At 59.0% G+C, this 268-nt stretch carries 1 protein-coding gene; it reads right to left on the bottom strand.

From position 1 onward, the window contains the following. The coding region (locus ACT3UA_RS19050; protein ID WP_444617907.1) for a hypothetical protein at positions 1 to 194 on the bottom strand (194 nt) is incomplete at its 3' end. Positions 195 to 268 lie beyond the last annotated feature (74 nt).

Raw genomic sequence — 268 nt, 5'->3', positions numbered from 1 at the left:
GCCAGCTGCTTCTCAGCTGCCAATACCGGAGCGTTCAATTCGTTGAGCATCTTATTAGTGATCGTCACCGCCTCCCCTGGTTCCGGGGAACACAGGGCAAGCTCCTGAACGTCCGCGGCAGCGGCCAACGCCCGCACTTTCGCGGCCAGCGCGTCGCGTTTCTGCTTCGCCTTGTCCTTCAAAGGATTCGGCACCCGACGTTCACTATCATCAGTGAACGCTTGGTAACTGTCATGGGCATCCAACGCGAAATGCTGGCGCGCATACC

Origin of the sequence: Glutamicibacter sp. 363, from assembly GCF_052379505.1 — a bacterium.
Lineage (GTDB): Bacteria > Actinomycetota > Actinomycetes > Actinomycetales > Micrococcaceae > Glutamicibacter.
Note: the sequence above shows the minus strand (reverse complement) of the source record. Positions and strands in the feature narration are given on the sequence as shown.